This window comes from Streptomyces niveiscabiei, from assembly GCF_001419795.1.
In the GTDB taxonomy this organism is placed as follows: domain Bacteria; phylum Actinomycetota; class Actinomycetes; order Streptomycetales; family Streptomycetaceae; genus Streptomyces; species Streptomyces niveiscabiei.
Map to the genome: position 1 here is coordinate 1 of NZ_LIRL01001144.1, position 2,764 is coordinate 2,764.

Below are 2,764 nucleotides of genomic sequence, written 5' to 3' on the forward strand. Positions count from 1 at the left end.
CACCCGAAGCCCCCCTCCGCGCCGCCCTCGCGGACCTCCGCACCGAGCTGGGAGTCCCCGCCGCCTTCCCGCCGGAGGTCCTCGCGGAGGCGGAGCGGGCCGCGACGAACCCCACGCTCCCGGCGTACGACGCGACGGACATCCCCTTCCTCACCATCGACCCGCCCGAGTCGACCGACCTGGACCAGGCGCTGCACCTGTCGCGGCAGGGCACCGGCTACCGCGTCCGGTACGCGATCGCGGACGTCGCGGCGTTCGTCGTACCGGGCGGCGCGCTGGACGCGGAGGCGAACCGCAGGGTGACGACCCTGTACTTCCCGGACGGCAGGGTCCCCCTGCACCCGGCGGTCCTCAGCGAGGGCGCCGCCAGCCTGCTCCCGGACCGGCCCCGCCCGGCGGCCCTGTGGACGATCGACCTGGACGCGGACGGCAGGACGCTCGCGGTGGACGTCCGCCGCGCGCTCGTGCGCAGCAGGGCGAAACTCGACTACGCGGGCGTGCAGAAGCAGATCGACGAGGGCACCGCCGAGGAACCCCTCGCCCTGCTGAAGACCATCGGTGAGCTGCGGGAACGCCAGGAGGTCGAGCGGGGAGGCATCTCCCTGAACGTCCCGGAGCAGGAGATCGTGGAGCGGGACGACACGTACGAGCTGACGTACCGCGCGCCCCTGCCCGCGGACGGCTGGAACGCCCAGCTCTCCCTGCTGACCGGCATGGCGGCGGCCGACCTGATGCTGTCGTCCGGCACGGGAGTGCTGCGCACCCTCCCCGCCGCCCCGGACGGCGCGGTGGCCCGCCTGCGCAGGGTCGCGCAGGCGCTGCGCATCGACTGGCCGCACCACGTCCCGTACTCCCGCCTGATCCGCTCCCTCGACCCGCGCACCCCGCGCCACGCGGCGTTCCTCCAGGAGTGCACGAGCCTCCTGCGCGGCGCCGGCTACACGGTCTTCCGCGACGGCGCCCTCCCCGACCTCACCACGCACGCGGCGGTCGCCGCCCCGTACGCCCACTGCACGGCCCCCCTGCGCCGCCTCGCCGACCGCTACGCCACCGAGCTGTGCCTCGCCGCGGTGGTCGGCGACCCGCCCCCGGAGTGGGTGCTCGCCGCGCTGGACGCGCTCCCGGAGCGGATGGCGGAGGGCGGCCACCGGGCGAACGCCGTGGAGCGGGCCTGCGTGGACGTCGTCGAGGCCGCCGTCCTCGCCGGTCACGTCGGCGAGACCTTCGACGCCTGCGTCATCGACCTGGAGAACCACCACGGCACCGTGCACCTGGAGTCCCCGGCCGTCGTCGGCCGTATCGACGGCGATCACCTCCCTCTCGGCGAACACCTCCGCGTCCGCCTCACCCGAGCGGATCCGGCGACACGCACCGTCCGCTTCGCACCCGCCTGATCTCCCGGACGACACCGTCGGCGTCGTCCGCGTGCAGCCGCACGACCGTCACCTCTCGCACCCGCCCCAGCAGCCCCGTGTGGACGACCGGCTCCGCCAGCTCCAGCGTGACGGAGGTCTGTCCGCCGACCGGCAGGCTCAGCTCGCCCTCGGCCTCGGGGTGCGAGGAGCGCGTCTCGCGCCGGACGCCGGATATCCGGTCGTAGGGGAGCCGGACGTCCACCTGCCCGTACCGGACCCGCAGCGCGTCCGCCTCCAGGACGTGCGGCCTCACCACGCAGGACGCGTACGACCCGAGGACCAGCGCGAGCGTGTAGACGTCGAGGGCGAACGCCACCCAGTGCGCGACGGGGTACTCCCGCAGCAGGACGGCCACCCCGATCGTCTCGACCACGCACACGAACACGATCGCCGCGGTCATGGAGCCCTGCCCGCGCATGTACGCCAGCCGCCGCCCCTCCCCGGTGTGCCGCCGTCGCGCCCACCGCGCGAGGTCGGCCCACATCCGCCCCTGATGCCGGGCCAGCGCCCGCAGGACTCTCATGTCTCCACCCCCAGGATCTCCAGTGCCCGCCGGATCGCCGCCGCCTGCGCGGGCGGGAAGTCGGCGTAGAAGGCGCGCAGGAACATGGTGTCGGGCTCGGGCCGTTCCTCGGGCAGCAGGTCCGGCGGCACGCACGCGGCGAGCCGGTGCGCGGCGGCCTCCACGCGCGGGTCGTCCGCCTCGGCTCCGGCCAGGTCGTCCAGTAGGGCGTACGCCTCGTTCGCCCGCGCGATCGCCTCCGGGGAGCCGGCGACCGATCCGACGGCCGCCAGGAGCCGCGCCCGCGTCTCGGGCGGTGCCGCCGTCTCGATCAGCGCGAGCACCTCGCGGTCCTTCGCGGCCATCGGGGAGTCGGCGAGCCCCGACGTCCGCGCGAAAAGCTCCGCCAGCTCCGGGGAGACCGGCCCCTCGGCGGACAGCTCACCCGCCTCCAGGAGCACCCTCAGCCGCGCCCGCCGCTCCCGGATCGCCTCCTCCTGCCGCGCCAGGTCCTCGTCCAGCTCCCCGAGGACCTCGACCAGGTCTTTTCCCGCGTCGTCCGCGAGTACGTCCCGGACCTCGGCGAGACCCACGCCGAGTTCTGTGAGCCGCCGGATCCTCGCGAGGGCCACCGCGTGCCGCAGCGTGTAGTCCCGGTAGCCGTTCGAGAGGCGGTCCGGCTCGGGAAGCAGGCCCAGGTGGTGGTAGTGGCGTACAGCCCGCGTGGTGACGCCGATCGTCTCGGCGAGTTCTCCGATCCTCATGCCCACCAGTACAGACGTTGACGTCGCGGCAGGGTCAAGCGCGGTCATGGCGGCCTCCGGGGGGACGGGTTCACGGCGTGGGC

General features: G+C 74.6%; 3 protein-coding genes. 1 reads left to right on the forward strand and 2 read right to left on the reverse strand.

The genetic code is table 11. From position 1 onward, the window contains the following. Positions 1-1,394, forward strand: a 1,394-nt coding sequence (locus AOK24_RS41100) for an RNB domain-containing ribonuclease (RefSeq protein ID WP_055725000.1), incomplete at its 5' end; no start/stop codon positions are given. Here the strand turns inward: AOK24_RS41100 and AOK24_RS41105 are convergent. Together AOK24_RS41105 and AOK24_RS41110 are read right to left on the reverse strand one after the other, a co-directional pair. Beyond that, positions 1,345-1,938, reverse strand: a complete 594-nt coding sequence (locus tag AOK24_RS41105; protein ID WP_055725001.1) for a hypothetical protein — start codon at positions 1,936-1,938, stop codon at positions 1,345-1,347. The genes AOK24_RS41100 and AOK24_RS41105 overlap by 50 nt on opposite strands. Then, positions 1,935-2,681, reverse strand: coding sequence for a MerR family transcriptional regulator (locus AOK24_RS41110; protein WP_055725002.1), 747 nt, complete (start codon positions 2,679-2,681; stop codon positions 1,935-1,937). Before AOK24_RS41110 ends, AOK24_RS41105 begins: the two co-directional genes overlap by 4 nt. Between the last annotated feature and the right edge of the window lie 83 nt (positions 2,682-2,764).

Excerpts from the sequence above, each read along its gene's own strand:
- AOK24_RS41105 (WP_055725001.1), bottom strand. The coding sequence starts at position 1,938 with ATGAGAGTCCTGCGGGCGCTGGCCCGGCATCAGGGGCGGATGTGGGCC.
- AOK24_RS41110 (WP_055725002.1), bottom strand. The coding sequence starts at position 2,681 with ATGAGGATCGGAGAACTCGCCGAGACGATCGGCGTCACCACGCGGGCT.